Here is a 15,810-nt window from a genome sequence, read left to right on the forward strand (position 1 = left end):
CATCCCCCGGCGCCTGCAACAGCAAGGCGCCCAAGGCGAAGTATTCTTTATCTTCCGGGCACGAAAACGCCCGACCAGTGGCCGGGCGTGGGTGGAGTATAACGTTTTGAAGTTAAGGCGTTATTCGGCAGCCTGCTCGTCCTGATCGGGACCGCCGTGCGGGCCCGGCTTGCCGTGATGGCCGCGCTCGCCACGATGGCCGTGACCGTCATGGGGCGGGCGCATGGCCTGCTCCAGCTCGCCGATCTGTTCCTCGCTCAGCAGCTCGGCCAAGGCATCGTGGTGCTGGTCGCGCATCGCCTTCCAGGCCTGGCGGCGTTCGTCGCGGGAGTCGAACGACTGGGCCTTCAGCGCCTGGGCATCCTCCATGAAGGCGTGGCGCAGCTCGTCCAGCGACTGGCGGGTCTCGTCGTCGAGGTCCCAGCCGTCGACCACCGCGTCGATGCGTGCCTCGATGGCGTCTCGCCGCTCGGCGCGATGCTCCTGGTGAATCTCCTGGCGGGCCTCGTCCAGCGCGGCGCGCTGCTCATCGTCGAGGATCTCGTCGATCTGCTCGCGGTAGTCGTGGCGCAGTTCGCGCATGGCCTCGCGATGTTCCTGCTCGGCCTCTGCGAGCTCGTCACGGGTCTCGGCGTCGATGCCGGCGCGGTCGAACAGTGCCTCGTGCTGCTCGGCGTGGACGCCGTTCGGCTGGGGCTGGCCATGGGGGCCGCCCTGGCCGGCGTTGGCAGTGAACGCCAGCGGCGCGATGGCGGCGGCGAGCAGGGCGGGGGCGAACAGCGTGCGGGTCAGGTTGGTCTTTTTCATCTCGGGCAATCCTCTTTGGCCGCGAATGGACGCCTTCACTGTCGCCCTTGGGCGTGCAAGCGATTTGCAGTCAGCGTGCAAACATCGAGGACGCTGCCCGGGAATCATTCCTCCGGCTGGTACTTGTAGCCCACGCCGTAGACCGAGCGGATGATCTCGCGCTCGGGCCAGACCTCGGCGATCTTCTTGCGCAGCTTCTTGACGTGGCTGTCCACGGTGCGCTCGGAGACGATGCGATGGTCGCGGTACATGTGATCCATCAGCTGCTCGCGGGAGAAGATGCGCCCCGGGGAGTGCATCATCACCCGCAGCAGCTGGAACTCCACCGCGGTCAGCGCCAGGTCGTGGCCGTCGGCCAGCGCCCGCCAGCCCTCGTCGTCGAGGCTCAGCTGGGCCTCCTCCGGTGCCTCCTCCGGCGCCGCGGTGGCGGCGCGGCTGCGGCGCAGCACGGCCCGGGCCCGGGCCACCACCTCGCGGGGGCTGAACGGCTTGCAGATGTAGTCGTCGGCACCGAGCTCCAGGCCCAGCAGGCGGTCGACCTCCTCGACCCGGGCGGTGAGCATGATGATCGCTACCCCGGGCCAGCGCTGGCGGATCTCGCGGCACAGGGTCAGGCCGTCGGTGCCGGGCAGCATGAGGTCCAGCAGCACCAGCTCGGGCAGCGCCTCGCGCTCCTCCAGCCAGGGCATCACGGCGTCGCCGTGCTCCAGGTGATGCGGCGCGAAGCCGCTGCCCGTCAGGTAGTCGGCCACCAGGCGGGCGATCTTGGGTTCGTCCTCGACGATCAGGACGGTATCGGTCGCGAGTTCCGTTGTGCTCATGCGTCTTCCTCCCTGAGCTGATGATCGGCGATGGCGGGGAAGGTCAGGGTCCAGCATAGCCCGTCGAGCGACGAGGCACTGGGGGTCATCTCGGCGCCGTGGGCGCGCGCCAGGGCCATGGCGATGGAGAGGCCCAGGCCGCTGCCGCCGCTGGCGCGATTGCGCGAGCCCTCGACCCGGTAGAGGCGCTCGGTGAGCCGCGGCATCTCCGCCTCGGGCACGCCGGGCGCGCTGTCTTCCCAGCACAGCCGGTAATGGTCGCCTGTTTGCGTGAGTGTGACCCGCAGCCGTCCTGGCGTGTGGGTATAGGCGCAGGTGTTGTCGAGCAGGTTCGTCCACAGCTGGCGCAGGCGCTGGGTGTCGCCGCGGATCCAGGCCGGGCCTTCGATGTCGGTCTCGAGCGTGATGTCGGCATCATGCAGCCAGGTGCCGGCCTCGGCGAGGCGATCGCCCAGGCTGGCGGCCAGGTCCAGCGGTGCCAGTTGCACCTCCAGGGCACCGGCATCGCTCTGGGACAGCAGCCGCAGGTCGGCCACCAGGCGCTCCAGCTGGTCGACTTCCTGGCCCAGCGAGCCGAGGCTGTCCAGATCCAGTGGGCGGATGCCGTCCTGCATCGCCTCGATCTCGCCGCGCAGCACGGCGAGGGGGGTGCGCAGCTCGTGGGCGATGTCCGAGACCCAGCGGCTGCGCGCCTCGCGGCTGGCCTCGAGGGTGGCCGCCAGCACGTTGAAGTCCCGCGCCAGGCTCGATAGCTCGTCGCGGCCGCGCTCGGGCAGGCGGATGCTGTAGTCGCCCTCGGTGAGCCGGCGGGTGGCCAGCGTCATGCCGCGGGCGCGGCGCCCCAGCCACCAGGACAGCCCGCCGGCGAGCAGCAGCGAGGCCAGCCCCAGGGCGGCGACGATGATCGCCAGGTTGCGCTGCTGCTGCGTGAGGAAGAGGCGGTCCATGCGCGCCATCAGCTGCTGCGGCGGGCGGTAGCCCAGAGTGCCGACGCGTTCGCCGTCGCTGACGATGGGCAGCCAGCGCAGCTCCGCGGCCTCCAGGTCGTTGTCCGGCGGCAGGCCGATCACCGGCAGGCCGTTGGCGTCATGGAGCACGAAGTCCTTGGGATCGCCCAGGCGGCTCTCGAGCCCCTCCGGCGGTGCCTCGCCGGGCCAAAGCTGGCGCCGCACCAGATGGTGCCAGGCCCGCGGCGACTGCCGCAGCCACTGCCAGTCGCCGCGCCGGGCCCACTCGTCGGCGAGCCCGGTGGCCAGGGTCTCGGCGCGATGGGTCTGGGTGCGGTTCAGGTACTCGATGAAGCCCTGGTCGAGGCTTCTCGACACGGCGATGAAGACCAGTCCCGAGATGGCGACGTTGACGATCAGGATGATCGCGAACAGCTTGACGCCGAGTCGGGACACGGCCGGGTTCAGGGCGTGGCGAAGGGACATGGCACGGGCTCTCGGCTGAACGGGCAAAGTGTCCTAGCGTAGCGCACCGGGTCACCGGGAGGATGCAATTCCGGTGCAAGTCCGCTCAGGGGCAGCTTTCGCCGATCAGCAACTCGGTGCCGAGCAGGCGGGACGCTTCCGGCTCCAGCCCCAGCACCATGCGTGCCGCGATGCGGCCCTTCTCGACGCTGTCCTGACGCACGGTGGTCAGGCACGGAGCCCGATACTGGCCCTCGGCGATGCCGTCGAAGCCGGTGATGCGCAGGTCCTCGGGCACCCGCAGGCCTCGCCGCTCGGCCAGGGTCAGTACCGTCAGGGCGATGCGGTCGGACATGCACATCAGCAGGTCGGGGCGCTCCTCGTCGGGAAGATCGAGGATTCCCTCGATCACCGGCGTACAGACCTCGTGGGTGTTCTCCTCCACGTTCCACATCGGCACCGCCGTGGTGTCGATCCCGTGCTCGTCGAAGGCTCGATAGAAGCCGTCCAGGCGAGCGCGGGTGATGGTCTGACTGGCCGACAGCAGGGTCTGTCCGGGGCCGATGCGGCCGTTGCAGGCCTGCTCAGTGAGGCGCAGGTTGATGATGCCGGCACGACGCGGTGGCGTCCTCAGCGCATGGCAGGCGATGGCGTGTGCCGCGGGTTCGTTATCCACGTGGACGCTGGCCTGGCCCGAGATGTCGAAGTCCACCGCCACCTGGGGGTGCTGCGAGGGCAGGTCGCCGAGCAGCGAGGGACTGGGCATCAGGCCGTAGACGATGAAACCGTCGGCGATGCCCGCCGAGCCCGGTATTCGATCGTTCGTCTGTCGCCCGGATAGCAGCAGGGTGTGACCATGGGCGTCCAGTACCTCGGCGATGCCCGACAGCAGTTCGCTGGCCACGGCATCGTTGAGGCTGTAGGCCAGGCTATCGGCAAGCAGTACCGCGACGATCTGTGAGCGGCCGGTACGCAGGCTGCGGGCCTTGGCGTCGGGGCCGCGGTAGCCCAGCCGGTGGGCCTCGGCGAGGATCCGTTCTCGCAGGTCGTGAGACAGCTGGTCCGGGCGGTTGAAGGCGTTGGACACGCTGGCCGTGGACACACCGAGGTGATGGGCCAGCTCCTTCAGGGTGATGCGGCGTGACGAAGACACGGAATGGCTCGCTTCTCTGGCGGCGATACGGGGTCGCCTCTGCATCGATTTAGTTAGGAGCCTATCATAGCCGCCCATGCCGCTGATGAACAGTGACCGAGGACCGCATCATCGGCGGTATGCCCGCCCGTGCCGTGGCGCGGGCGGGCATGGTGAATGGCGCCGGATAAGAAACTACAGGATCGGCGGCGGGCAGGGTGGAGCACGCAGCGAGAGGAGGGCGTCGGAGGCCAGCGTTACAGTGTCAGCAGGAACAGGATCAGCGGTGGCGAGAGCAGCGAGAGGATAAAGCCCGAGACCACCGCCACCGGCACGCAGTTGACGCCGCCGTGCTGCTGGATCACCGGCAGGGTGAAGTCCATGGAGGTGGCGCCGCCGTAGCCGATGGCCAGCGCCGGGTGACGGCCGATCACCAGCGGGATCAGCACGAAGGCCAGCAGCTCGCGGCCCAGGTCGTTGAAGAAGGCCACGCCGCCGAGCAGCGGCCCCAGCGCGTCGCCGATCAGGATGCCCGACAGCGAGTACCAGCCGAAGCCGGCGGCCATGGCCAGGCCCTCGTTCCAGGAAAGGTCCAGCAGCGGGGCGGCGACCAGCCCGCCGATCAACGAGCTGGCCCCCAGGGTCACGGCGATGGCCAGCCCGTGGCGGTTGAGCAGGATCTGCCTGAGCGGCATGCCGGAGTTCCTGAGCTGGCAGCCGATCAGCGCCAGCAGGGCGTAGAGCACCCATTCCGACAGGCGCTCGGCCCAGGCGAAGGGCGCCTCGGCGCCGCCGAACAGAACATGGATCGCCAGGCCGAGCACGATGCCGGCGAACACCACCCCGACCAGCGCCAGCGAGCCGGCCATGGCGGCCAGCTTGCTGGTGGGCGCGCCGGCCACCGCCTGGCTCGAGTCCACGGCCAGGCGCAGCCGCCGCGACAGCCAGCCCAGGGCGACGAGGTTGAAGGCCGAGGTCACGCCGAGCAGCAGCAGCGCCTGGCCGCCCATGCGCGAGAACTGGCCGCCGAGGTCGTCGAGCCCGGCCAGGCTCACGCCCATCAGCAGCAGGATGGCGTAGATCGAGGCGCTGACGCCGCGGTTGATCGCCGCCATGACGGCGTCGCGACGCACCCGGACCAGATAGCCGAGGATCAGTGGCAGCAGGACGATCAGCAGTCCGGTGAGCATGCGAGAGTTCCTTCTCCGATGTCTTGCGCGATTCTTGCCCGTGCTGGCCGTCGGCGACGGCCAAAATCGGCCACTCTAGCAGCTTGTTGGCGCGGGGGCAGCGGCCTCAGTCGTCGCCCAGCCGGGTCAGCGACAGGCGGCTCTTGCGCTCGCCGTCGCGGTAGTAGGCCATGCCCAGCAGCAGGCCCGGGCGCCGGGCATCGAAGGTGATCTCCATGCGGCGGTCGTCCTCGTCGGGCTCGGCCAGCGCCACGCGCACCGCCTCGAAGCGACCCGTCGGCAGGGTCACGGGCGCGCGATCCAGCACCCGATAGTCGAGCCGTTCCTCGCGGCCGCGGTGGTCGCGATAGCGCAGCCGGCCCTGGTCGTCGGCGTCGTCGATGACGCGGCGGGCCAGCGCCACCAGGGCGCTCTGGCGATCGGGCAGCGGGGCCAGATCGTCCCGTTCCAGCGAGTAGGCGCGGCTGATGCCCAGCAGCGAGTAGCCGGCGGCGTAGTGCAGCGAGCTGACCCGCTCGTCGTCGAGCCGGAAGCGGCCCCATTCGTGGCCCTTGGCGCCGGGCAGGCTGGCGCGCATCTCGCTCTGCCAGTGGCCGGCCTGCTGCGACAGTCGGTGGTCGATATCGATATCCGGCCAGCCCGAGACCTCCAGGTGGTAGCGGGCGTCGAAGGGCTGGGGCGCGGTGGCGGCCAGGCTCGGCAGGGCCGTGATCAACAGCGCCAGGCCCAGCAGCCGGGCGCGGCGCGGTGGGCGAAACGTCATCGGGAATTCCTCGCGGGAAAGAACATCGGGGTGGCTCGATTGAGAGGGCGCGGCGGCCGCCGGGTTCCCCGCCGGTATTCTCGCCGGGCATGCTCGACGGTGATCTCGTTGACGCCTCGCTGGCATGGCCGCGTCATCGATGAGCGGTTAGGCTGGCGGGGCAGGCTTTCATTTTCGTCTTTCACAGGAGGTGTTGTCATGGCCAGACTGCTGCTTATCGCCGGCGACTTCGTCGAGGACTACGAGATCATGGTGCCGTTCCAGGCCCTGCAGGCCATGGGCCACCGGGTGGATGCGGTGTGCCCCGAGAAGCGCGAGGGCGACAGCATCCGCACCGCCATCCACGACTTCGAGGGCGACCAGACCTACACCGAGAAGCCGGGGCACAACTTCACCCTCAACGCCACCTTCGCCGAGGTCGCCGCCGGCGACTACGACGCGCTGGTGATTCCCGGCGGCCGGGCGCCGGAGTACCTGCGCCTGGACGAGCGGGTGCTGGAGCTGGTGCGCCACTTCTTCGACGCCGACAAGCCGGTGGCCGCCATCTGCCACGGTGCCCAGCTGCTGGCCGCCGCGGTGTCGCTGGCCGACTACCGGGTCTCGGCCTATCCCGCCTGCGCCCCGGAGGTGCACCTGGCCGGCGGCGACTACGCCGAGATCGGCATGGACGAGGCCATCGTCAGCGGCAAGCTGGTGACCGCCCCGGCCTGGCCGGCGCATCCGGCCTGGCTGGCGCGCTTCAACGAGCTGCTGTAAGGCGGCGCCGCCCCCGGCAAGGACGTCAGGGCGCCTCGTCGATCCGGCGGAAGACTGGCTGGCGCCCGGGCCGATGGATCCCGCCGGGGGAGTGCTTGAGCTTCTGCCCGGCACATGCGTCCCGCCTGCAGGACAGCTCGTCGACGCTCGGCGGGCCGATATGGCATGGCGCGCCCCTCACGGCATGACCTTGGCGCCGGCCCCGTCGAAGGCGGCACGGCAGTCGGCCACGGCCTGCGGGTCCACCGCCGCGCTGAGCGATTCGAGCAGCAGGGTCTCGAAGCCGTGCCGGCGGGCGTCGAGCACCGTGGCGCGCACGCAGACGTCCAGCGCCAGGCCGCAGACGATCACTCGGGTGACGCCGCGCTCGCGCAGGTAGTCGGCCAGGCCGGTGCCGTCGAAGGCCGAGTAGGCGTCGGCGTCGAAGGCGGTGGCCTTGCTGACGCGGAGCGTATCGGCGTCGAGGTCGAGCTCTGGGTGGAAGTCGGCGCCGGGGGTGTCCTGCACGCAGTGCACCGGCCAGGGGCCGCCGCGGTGGACGAAGCTGACATGATCGATGGGGTGCCAGTCCCGGGAGGCGACGATCGGCGCGCCGCCGGCCCGGGCGGCGGCGATCTCGGCGTTGATGCCCGGCACCAGGGCGTTGCCGCCGGCGACGGCCAGGGCGCCGCCCTCGCAGAAGTCGTTCTGCATGTCCACCACCAGCAGCGCGTCCGCGGGGCCGTAGTCCAGCTGGGCTTGCGGCATCGTTTCCTCCTTCGGGGTCGCTGACGTTCCCTTCAGCGTATGCCCCGAGGCGGCGTCCGTGTCGGGCATCAGTAACCCGCCTCGGGGTCGATGGTCTCGACGTCCTCGCCGGCATCCATGGCGCGCAGCGCCTCGGCCACCTGATCGAGCGCCTCGCCGAGCGGCGTGGGGCCGGCCATGTGCGGGGTGACCAGCACCCGCGGATGCGACCACAGCGGGCTCGATGCCGGCAGCGGCTCCTCGGGGAAGGCGTCGAGCAGCGCGCCGCGCAGCCGGCCTTCCGCCTCGCCGTCGCCCAGGGCGTCGAGCAGCGCCGCCTCGTCGATCAGGCTGCCGCGCCCCGGGTTGATCAGGCTGGCGCCCTCGGGCAGCGCGGCCAGGGCCTCGGCGTCGATGATGCCGCGAGTCGCCGGCGTGTCGGGCAGCAGCAGCACCAGGCTCTTCACCTCGGGCAGCAGTTCACGCAGGCCGTCGTCGCCGTGATGGCAGCGCACGCCGGACAGCGTCCTGGACGAGCGGCTCCAGCCGTGCACCGGGAAGCCGTCGTCGGCCAGCGCCTGCGCCACCCTGGCGCCGATGGCGCCGAGTCCCAGCACCCCCACCGGCCAGTCGGCCTTGTCGACCGGCGGACACTCGCGCCACTCGGTGCGTGCCTGCTGGCGGCGATAGCGGTCGAAGTCGCGCTGGAAGTGCAGCACGCCGTAGCGCGCGTAGTCGGCGATGGGTCCGGCCATGCCGGCGTCGCGCAGCTTGACGATGGGCACGCCCCGGGGCAGGGCGGGATTGTCGAGCAGGGCGTCGACCCCGGCGCCGAGGTTGACGATGCCCTTGAGCGCGGTGAGCTCGCCGAGCAGCGCGGCGGAGGGCTTCCAGGCCGCCAGGTAGTCGGCGCGGCGGCGCTCGTCGGCGGGGGCGGCGCTGGTGAGGATCTCGGCGTCGGGCAGGCGTTCGGCCAGGGCCTCGCGCCAGGCCTCGGCGGCGTCGGTGTGGACCAGGACTCGCATGACGTTCTCCTTCGTGTCAGTAGATGATCTGCATCGGCGGCGGTGCCTCGTCGAGCAGCGCGGCGAGGCGCGACAGGGCGCCCTCCAGGCGGTCGAGGTCCGGTTCGGCGCCGAGGCTCAGGCGGATGCGTCGCGGCGCCGGAGTTTGCTCGACCATGAAGGGCGTGGCGGTCGTGACGGTCATGCCTTCCTGCTCGGCCTGCTGCTGCAGCTCCTCGGGCCGCCAGGCCACGGGCAACGACAGCCACAGGTGCAGGCTGGAGGGGCGGGCGCTGAACTCGTGGCCGCCGAGCAGGCGGCCGGCCAGGCGCTGGCGCTCGCTCAGCCGCTGGCGCTGTTCGTCGGCCAGCTGCGCCAGGGTGCCGTCGGCGAGCCAGGCGTCGGCCAGCTCGAAGATCAGCGGAGTGGCCATCCAGGTGGTGGCGCGCATGCGCGGCAGGGTGTGGTGCAGCTGGCCGCGGGGCACGCTCAGATAGCCGGCGCGCAGCCCCGGCAGGGCGACCTTGGTCAGGCTGGTGACGTGGAAGCACAGGTGCGGCAGCCGGGCGGCCAGCGGCGTGAGCCCAGGTGGCTCGAGCAGCGCGTGGACGTCGTCCTCGATCAGCCATACACCGTGGTGGTCGAGCACCCGCGCCACGGCATCGCGTCGGGCCTCGTCCATGGTCGCCCCGGTGGGGTTGAGCTGGGTCGGGGTCAGGCACACGGCGCGCGGCCGCAGGCGCCGGCAGGCCAGGTCGAGGGCTTCGGGAATCACCCCGCGCTCGTCGATGGCCACGCCGCGCAGCTGGAAGCCCAGGGTGCGCGAGAGGGCGATCAGGCCGTGGTCGGTGAGCGCCTCGGTGAGCACCAGGTCGCCGTGCTGGACCACGGTGGAGATGGCCAGCATCAGGCCGTGTGCGGCGCCGTTGCACAGCACCCGGTCTTCGGGGCCGCCGGGCACGCCGAGGGTATCGGCCAGCCAGTCGCTGGCGCGCTCGCGCTGGTGGAGCAGGCCGGCGATGGGGCGGTTGGCGGCGATCACCTCGGGGCGCAGCTGCTCGGCCAGTGAGGCCAGGGTCTCGCGAAAGCGCAGCTGGTGGCTCGGCGTACACACCGGGTGAGCGATGGAGAGGTCGACCAGCGTGCTCTCCTGGCGCGGCTCCTGGCCGCGCAGGTAGGCCGACTCCCGGGCGTCGTCCAGGGCGTTGATCCAGGTGCCGCTGCCCACGCGAGACTGCACCAGGCCCATCTTCTCGGCCTGGGCGTAGGCCCGCGAGACGGTCTGCACGCTCACGCCCAGCGTCTCGGCCAGCCGGCGGTGGGGCGGCAGTCGAGTGCCGGGCGTGAGCTCGCCCTGGCGGATCGCCTCGGACAGCGCGCGGGCGATGGCCAGATACTTGGGGCCGCTGTCCTGAAGGAAGGGAGTCAGGTCGATTGTCATGATCCAATAAAGCCTTTGACCGTCGGCCAAGTGGGGGTGCTAGTATCGGCAGAAAGACATTGACTGAAATTGTCATGCATTGTGATGTCATCAATCATGACAATTCAAGCGGCCCCTCGCATGGCCGTCAACCGCCTTGGCGCCCCGGCATCTCCCGGCATGGAGATGGCCGGTATCGGTGACGTGATCGTTGGACGAGCGATTTCATGATTCAGGTTTCCCTCCCTTTCACTCGCGAGGAGTACGCCGGCCGACTGTGGAAGGTCCGCGCCGAGATGGCGAGCCGCGGCATCGACGTGCTGATCATCAGCGACCCCTCGAACATGGCCTGGCTGACCGGCTACGACGGCTGGTCCTTCTACGTGCACCAGTGCGTGCTGCTCGGGCTCGAAGGCGAGCCGGTGTGGTACGGCCGGCGCATGGACGCCAACGGGGCGCTGCGCACCTGCTGGATGGACCCCGAGAACCTCACCTACTACCCGGATCACTACGTGCAGAATCCGGACATGCACCCCATGGAATACCTGGCCCAGTCGATCATGCCCGATCGCGGCTGGCACCAGGGCGTGGTGGGCATGGAGATGGACAACTACTACTTCTCGGCCAAGGCCTATCAGTCGCTGCTGCGCGAGCTGCCCCACGCTCGCTTCATGGACGCCAACGGCCTGGTCAACTGGTGCCGGGCGATCAAGTCGGCTCAGGAGATCGAATACATGCGCATCGCGGCGCGCATCGTCGAGGGCATGCATTCGCGCATCCTCGAGGTGATCGAGCCGGGCCTGCCCAAGAGCAAGCTGGTCTCGGAGATCTACCGGGTCGGCATCGAGGGCTGGAAGGACGAACATGGCAAGGTGTATGGCGGCGACTATCCGGCCATCGTGCCGATGCTGCCCACCGGCAAGGACGCCGCCGCGCCGCACCTGACCTGGGACGACACGCCGTTCCGCGAGGGCGAGGGCACCTTCTTCGAGATCGCCGGGGTGTTCAAGCGCTACCACGCGCCGATGTCGCGCACCGTGTTCCTGGGACGGCCGCCGGCGGAGTTCGTGCGCGCCGAGTCGGCGCTGCTCGAGGGCATCGAGCACGGCCTCGAGGTGGCCAAGCCCGGCAACCGCACCGCGGACATCGCCATGGCGCTGGGCGCGGCCATGGACAAGTACGGCTTCGACCGCGGCGGCGCGCGCTGCGGCTATCCCATCGGCATCAGCTATCCGCCGGACTGGGGCGAGCGCACCATGAGCCTGCGCCCCTCCGACGAGACGGTCCTCGAGCCGGGCATGACCTTCCACTTCATGCCCGGCCTGTGGGTCGACGACTGGGGCCTGGAAATCACCGAGAGCATCCTGATCACCGAAAACGGCTGCGAGACGCTGGCCGACTTCCCCCGCCAGCTGTTCGTCAAGTAAGGAGCATCCCATGAGCAAGCGACCGAGCCCCATCGCCGCCACCGTCGACTTCGAGGCCGACGGCGTTCAGCACGGTTTCCTCAAGCTGCCGATCTCCAACGACGAGTCGGCCTGGGGGGCGGTGATGATCCCGATCACCGTGGTCAAGAACGGCGAGGGCCCGACCGCGCTGCTGACCGGCGGCAACCACGGCGACGAGTACGAGGGCATCACCGCGCTGCAGAAGCTGTCGAGCTCGCTCGCCGCCGATGACGTCAGCGGCCGGGTGATCATCGTGCCGATGATGAACACCCCGGCGGCCCAGGCCGGCAAGCGCACCTCGCCGATGGACGGCGGCAACCTCAACCGCAGCTTTCCCGGCGACCCCGACGGCAGCGTCACCGAGAAGATCGCCGACTACTTCACCCGCATCCTGGTGCCGATGAGCGACGCGGTGCTCGACCTGCACTCCGGCGGCCGCACCCTGGACATCGTGCCCTTCGCCGCCTCCCACGTGCTCGACGACGCCGAGCAGCAGCGCCGCGCCCTGGACGGCGCCAAGGCGTTCGGCGCGCCCTACGCCATGATCATGTTCGAGCTCGACGCCGAGGCGCTGTTCGACACCGCCGTGGAGCGCCAGGGCAAGGTGTTCGTGGCCACCGAGCTTGGCGGCGGCGGCACCTCCACGCCGCAGAGCCTGGCCATCACCGAGCGCGGCATCCACAACTTCCTGGTCCACTTCGGGCTGGTCGAGGGCGAGATCGAGGCGCCCACCGAGCCCCAGGTCTATCTCGACATGCCGGACGCCAGCTGCTACGTGCAGAGTGAGCACACCGGGCTGCTCGAGCTGACGGTGGCGCTGGGCGAGACGGTGGAGCGCGGCCAGGTGATCGCCCGGGTCTACGACATGACCCGCAGCGGCGCCGCGCCCATCGAGTACCGCGCCGAGCGCGACGGCCTGCTGATGGCGCGCCGCTTCCCGGCCAACGTCAACATGGGCGACACCATCGCGGTGATCGCCGAGGTGGTCGATGCGCTCGACGCCGGTCAGACCCAGCCCCAGCGCCAATGAGCGACGGCCAGGCAAGGCGAACAGCGCCGAAAGCGCGGAGTTTACGGGGGGTAAATGAGCATCTTGAGACGCTGTTCAACGCGGCATGGCCGAGCGCAATCAGCTGGGATGGTGGTCTGACATGAAGCTCGATCGCTACGATCTCAAGATCCTCGAGATCCTGTCCCGCGAGGGGCGCATCACCAAGTCGAAGCTGGCCGAGGCGATCAACCTCTCGGTCAGCCCCTGCTGGGAGCGGGTGCGGCGGCTGGAGAGGGCCGGCATCATCGAGGGCTACGGGGCGCGGATCGACCCAAACGTGCTGCGGCCGCGCACCCCGGTGTGGGTACAGATCGAACTCAAGAGCCACAACGCCGAGAGCTTCGCCCGCTTCGAGGCCCTGGTGCGCGACACCCCCGAGGCCGTCGAGTGCGTGGCCGTGGGCGGCGGCGTGGATTACCTGGTCAAGTTCGAGGCCGCCTCCATCGACGCCTATCAGCGCCTGATCGACGCCTGGCTGATGTCCGACGCCGGCATCGAGCGCTATTTCACCTACATCGTCACCAAGCGCGTCAAGCGGCCCGATAGCGGATTCGCCGCCGGTGACTTCGTATCGGACTGAGGGCGGCAGCCTGCGGCGTTCCTGCTGCGTTGATTCTCGCCGCCGCGCGTGGCATAAGCTAGAGGAGTGGTGGGGTTTCCCCCACGCCGGGCGATCCCTCCGGCGTAGCACGATGCGTGGCGCCGGCCGCCTGCAGTGATTCGAGATCGCCTGACGCAGAGGGTATGACATGTCCTATTTCACGATTGCCGGTGTCCAGATGCATGCCCTGCATCACGGTGACAACACCGACGCCATGCGCCATCGCATCGATGTGCTGATGAGCCGCTTTCCCCAGGTGCAGATGGTGCTGTTCAGCGAGCTGATGCCGTTGGGCGCCTCGCCGCATCACGCCCAGCCGATGCCCAGTCACGCCGAGGCGGTGTTCTGCCACCTGGCCGAGAAGCACCGCATCTGGCTGATTCCGGGCTCGATGTTCGAGCAGGCCGGTGATGCCATCTATAACACCCTGTCGGTGATCAACCCCCGCGGTGAAGTCGTGACGCGCTACCGCAAGATGTTTCCGTTCCGCCCCTACGAGGCCGGCGTGGAGAGCGGCGAGGAGTTCGTCGTCTTCGACGTGCCGCAGGTGGGGCGCTTCGGCGTGTCGATCTGCTACGACATGTGGTTCCCCGAGACCACCCGCACCCTGGCGGCGATGGGCGCCGAGGTGATCCTGCATCCGACCATGACCGACACCATCGACCGCGACATCGAGCTGTCGATCGCGCGCACCAATGCCGCGGTCAACCAGTGCTACTTCTTTGACATCAACGGTGCGGGGGCCATCGGCAACGGGCGCTCCATCGTGGTCGGGCCGTCCGGCGACGTCATCCACCAGGCCGGCACCGGCGAGGAGATCATGCCCGTGGAGGTCGACCTGGGCCGCGTGCGCCGCGAGCGCGAAACCGGCCTGCGCGGCCTCGGCCAGCCGCTCAAGAGCTTTCGGGATCGGCGCGTCGACTTCACGCTGTATCGTCACGAGGGCGGCTCCTCGCCCTTCCTCGATACCCTGGGGCCACTCGAAAAGCCACAACGAACTAATATTGAGGATTACTGACCGTCTCGCAGGAACAATTCCGGAACTGAGGAGCCCCCATGTTCGCCCGAATCCTCGATGGCCTGCGTCGCCTGTTCCATTCGTCCGCGGCCGCCGGTGATGCCGGCGCCGACCAGCCCGAGCGCTCCGCCCCTGCCGCGGCGGGACGCGGGGCTTCCGAAGACCTTCAGGGAGCGATCACAATGAGCAGCAAAATAACTAGTATTGCCGATGTCCGTCGCCATTTTCTCAACAACAAGCGACCGATCTATTTCATCTCGGCGACCAACTTCAACCTGCTGGGGATCGGCGACTGGGTCGGTAGCTTTCGCCACATCAACTACATCGACTGCTTCGACCGGCGTCAACGCAACGTCTTCGTGCCCCGGGAGAAGTTTCCCCGCGACTTCGAGGGCATCGAGGACATCAACAACTACCTCCTCGAGCACAAGGAGGTGATCGACTTCATCCACTCTCGTACCCAGGGGGATGACGGCGGTATCGCCACCTTCCTGATGTTCGACGAGCACACCGAGGAGATCTGCGACCAGCTGGGGCTCAAGGTCGCCTTCCCGCCGGCGGCGCTGCGCTCGCGCATGGACAACAAGATCGAGACCGTGCGCATCGGCAACAAGGCCGGGGTGCCCAGCGTGCCGAACGTGCTGGCCAAGGTGGGCAGCTACCAGGAGCTGCTGGAGGCCAGCCGCGAGCTTGGTACCGACCTGGTGGTGCAGACCGCCTACGGCGACTCGGGGCATACCACCTTCTTCATCGCCAGCGAGGAGGACTACTACAAGGTCGCCGAGGAGATCGAGGCCGAGCCCGAGGTCAAGATCATGAAGCGCATCAACTGCCGCGGCTCGGCCATCGAGGCCTGTGCCACTCGCAGCGGCACCGTGGTCGGCCCGCTGATGACCGAGCTGGTCGGCTTCAAGTCGCTGACGCCCTACAAGGGCGGCTGGTGCGGCAACGAGATGTTCGCCGGGGCCTTCAGCCAGTCGGTGCGTGACAAGGCTCGGGAGTACACCTTCAAGTTCGGCGAGGCGCTGCGCGAGGAGGGGTACCGGGGCTACTTCGAGCTCGACTTCCTGATCGACATGGACGGCGGCGATGTCTATCTCGGCGAGCTCAACCCGCGGGTCACCGGGGCCAGCTCGCTGACCAACGTGGCGGCCTTCGCCCACTCCGACATCCCGCTGTTCCTGTTCCACCTGCTGGAGTTCTCGGACCTGGACTTCGAGCTCGATATCGCCGAGATCAATGATCGTTGGTCGCATCCCGAGAGCATCGACAGCTGGAGCCAGCTGGTCATCAAGCACACCGAGGAGAGCGTCGACCTGCTGACCGCCGCGCCGGCCTCGGGCGTGTGGAGAATGGGGGAGGACGGCCGCATCGCCTACGACCACTACGATTCGCATCCTCATGCCGCCGAGAACGAGTGCGAGGCCTTCTTCCTGCGCATCAGCGGCGAGGGCGATTTCCGCTACGAGGGGGCCGACCTGGGGATTCTGATCACCCGCGGTCGACTGATGGACGACGATTTCCAGCTCACCGAGCGGGCCAAGGCGTGGATCGAGGGCATTCGCGGTGAGTTCTCCGGCCAGCCCCTTCAGGATCCGGTGGTGGAGGAGGTCGCCGTCAGCCATGCCATCGGCGGCGGCAACTTCAAGATCCTATGAGCG

The 15,810-nt window shown here is 69.0% G+C and carries 15 protein-coding genes; 6 read left to right on the forward strand and 9 right to left on the reverse strand.

The window, feature by feature from the left end; translation table 11 throughout:
- Positions 1 to 120 precede the first annotated feature (120 nt).
- The 6 genes from ACGTNF_RS09255 to ACGTNF_RS09280 form a co-directional block, all read right to left on the reverse strand.
- A complete protein-coding gene (locus ACGTNF_RS09255; protein ID WP_394601452.1) occupies positions 121 to 807 on the reverse strand; it encodes a Spy/CpxP family protein refolding chaperone in 687 nt (228 codons plus the stop codon).
- Between the two features lie 104 nt (positions 808 to 911).
- Positions 912 to 1,628: a response regulator gene (locus tag ACGTNF_RS09260; protein WP_394601453.1), complete on the reverse strand. Its 717-nt coding sequence runs from the start codon at positions 1,626 to 1,628 to the stop codon at positions 912 to 914.
- A complete protein-coding gene (locus tag ACGTNF_RS09265; protein WP_394601454.1) occupies positions 1,625 to 3,061 on the reverse strand; it encodes an ATP-binding protein in 1,437 nt (478 codons plus the stop codon). Before ACGTNF_RS09265 ends, ACGTNF_RS09260 begins: the two co-directional genes overlap by 4 nt.
- 85 nt (positions 3,062 to 3,146) lie before the next feature.
- A complete protein-coding gene (locus ACGTNF_RS09270) occupies positions 3,147 to 4,193 on the reverse strand; it encodes a LacI family DNA-binding transcriptional regulator (protein ID WP_394601455.1) in 1,047 nt (348 codons plus the stop codon).
- A 236-nt stretch (positions 4,194 to 4,429) separates the two neighbouring features.
- Positions 4,430 to 5,362: a LysO family transporter gene (locus ACGTNF_RS09275; protein WP_394601456.1), complete on the reverse strand. Its 933-nt coding sequence runs from the start codon at positions 5,360 to 5,362 to the stop codon at positions 4,430 to 4,432.
- Positions 5,363 to 5,468: 106 nt separating this feature from the next.
- Complete coding sequence (locus tag ACGTNF_RS09280; RefSeq protein ID WP_394601457.1) at positions 5,469 to 6,125, reverse strand: hypothetical protein; 657 nt, start codon at positions 6,123 to 6,125, stop codon at positions 5,469 to 5,471.
- 198 nt (positions 6,126 to 6,323) lie between these two features.
- On the opposite strand from ACGTNF_RS09280, the gene ACGTNF_RS09285 reads away from it, so the two are divergent.
- Positions 6,324 to 6,881, forward strand: coding sequence for a DJ-1/PfpI family protein (locus ACGTNF_RS09285; RefSeq protein WP_016855704.1), 558 nt, complete (start codon positions 6,324 to 6,326; stop codon positions 6,879 to 6,881).
- Between the two features lie 177 nt (positions 6,882 to 7,058).
- On the opposite strand, the gene ACGTNF_RS09290 is transcribed toward ACGTNF_RS09285, so the two are convergent.
- The 3 genes from ACGTNF_RS09290 to ehuR form a co-directional block, all read right to left on the reverse strand.
- Complete coding sequence (locus tag ACGTNF_RS09290; RefSeq protein ID WP_394601458.1) at positions 7,059 to 7,628, reverse strand: nicotinamidase; 570 nt, start codon at positions 7,626 to 7,628, stop codon at positions 7,059 to 7,061.
- Between the two features lie 68 nt (positions 7,629 to 7,696).
- A complete protein-coding gene (locus tag ACGTNF_RS09295) occupies positions 7,697 to 8,632 on the reverse strand; it encodes a 2-hydroxyacid dehydrogenase (RefSeq protein ID WP_394601459.1) in 936 nt (311 codons plus the stop codon).
- A gap of 16 nt (positions 8,633 to 8,648) precedes the next feature.
- Positions 8,649 to 10,052, reverse strand: a complete 1,404-nt coding sequence (ehuR, locus tag ACGTNF_RS09300; protein WP_394601460.1) for a MocR-like ectoine utilization transcription factor EhuR — start codon at positions 10,050 to 10,052, stop codon at positions 8,649 to 8,651.
- Between the two features lie 206 nt (positions 10,053 to 10,258).
- Between ehuR and doeA the strand changes: the two genes are divergently transcribed.
- From doeA to ACGTNF_RS09325, 5 genes are all read left to right on the forward strand, one after another.
- Positions 10,259 to 11,458: an ectoine hydrolase DoeA gene (gene doeA / locus ACGTNF_RS09305; RefSeq protein ID WP_016855708.1), complete on the forward strand. Its 1,200-nt coding sequence runs from the start codon at positions 10,259 to 10,261 to the stop codon at positions 11,456 to 11,458.
- A 10-nt stretch (positions 11,459 to 11,468) separates the two neighbouring features.
- On the forward strand, positions 11,469 to 12,509 hold the full coding sequence (gene doeB, locus ACGTNF_RS09310) for a N(2)-acetyl-L-2,4-diaminobutanoate deacetylase DoeB (protein ID WP_394601461.1): 1,041 nt from the start codon (positions 11,469 to 11,471) through the stop codon (positions 12,507 to 12,509).
- 121 nt (positions 12,510 to 12,630) lie between these two features.
- Positions 12,631 to 13,110, forward strand: coding sequence for an Lrp/AsnC family transcriptional regulator (locus tag ACGTNF_RS09315; protein ID WP_394601462.1), 480 nt, complete (start codon positions 12,631 to 12,633; stop codon positions 13,108 to 13,110).
- A 169-nt stretch (positions 13,111 to 13,279) separates the two neighbouring features.
- Positions 13,280 to 14,149 carry a carbon-nitrogen hydrolase family protein gene (locus tag ACGTNF_RS09320; protein ID WP_394601463.1) on the forward strand — a complete coding sequence of 290 codons (870 nt, stop codon included), beginning with the start codon at positions 13,280 to 13,282 and terminating at the stop codon, positions 14,147 to 14,149.
- A gap of 38 nt (positions 14,150 to 14,187) precedes the next feature.
- Positions 14,188 to 15,807 (forward strand): biotin carboxylase, encoded by a 1,620-nt coding sequence (locus ACGTNF_RS09325; RefSeq protein ID WP_394601464.1) that lies wholly within the window; start codon positions 14,188 to 14,190, stop codon positions 15,805 to 15,807.
- Positions 15,808 to 15,810: the final 3 nt, after the last annotated feature.

Origin of the sequence: Halomonas sp. B23F22_10 (genome assembly GCF_043496975.1) — a bacterium.
Taxonomy (GTDB): domain Bacteria; phylum Pseudomonadota; class Gammaproteobacteria; order Pseudomonadales; family Halomonadaceae; genus Halomonas; species Halomonas smyrnensis.